This window comes from Lysinibacillus sp. 10T31 (assembly GCF_056394365.1).
In genome coordinates, this window is sequence record NZ_JBFTHS010000235.1 from 1 (window position 1) to 400 (window position 400).

Sequence of the window (400 nt, forward strand, 5' to 3'; positions counted from 1 at the left end):
GCCTGGCGCTGAAAGCGCGGCCCGACGTCTTCCTGGCCGGCGAGATGCTGGACTGGGAGGCGCCCACCGGCGGCTACCTGCTGCAGGCCTGTTTCGCCACGGGTGTTGCGGCGGCGAAGGCGGCGGGGGAGAGGCTGGGAGACTAGAGCCTGGACTCAATTGGCGTGCAARGAAACKTGTCWTCCCGGCCGKAGGASCGCGYMAGCGATCCGTAGAGCCGGGATCTCCCACRTCKGCAGKTTCKRAACKGTGGGAGATCCCGGCGCTCCGCTGCGCTRCGGCCGGGATGACAACTGCTACAAGCTATTGAAACAGATAACTCATTGCCCTCGGCCAATTGAGTACCGACCCTACCCCGCCGGAAACAGCCGCAGGGCCGCGTACTGCAGCAGCATGATCG

At 65.5% G+C, this 400-nt stretch carries 1 protein-coding gene; it reads left to right on the forward strand.

Annotated elements, in window-relative coordinates:
* Positions 1–8: 8 nt before the first annotated feature.
* Positions 9–146 (forward strand): hypothetical protein, encoded by a 138-nt coding sequence (locus AC1DCY_RS27810; protein ID WP_477356042.1) that lies wholly within the window; start codon positions 9–11, stop codon positions 144–146.
* Positions 147–400 lie beyond the last annotated feature (254 nt).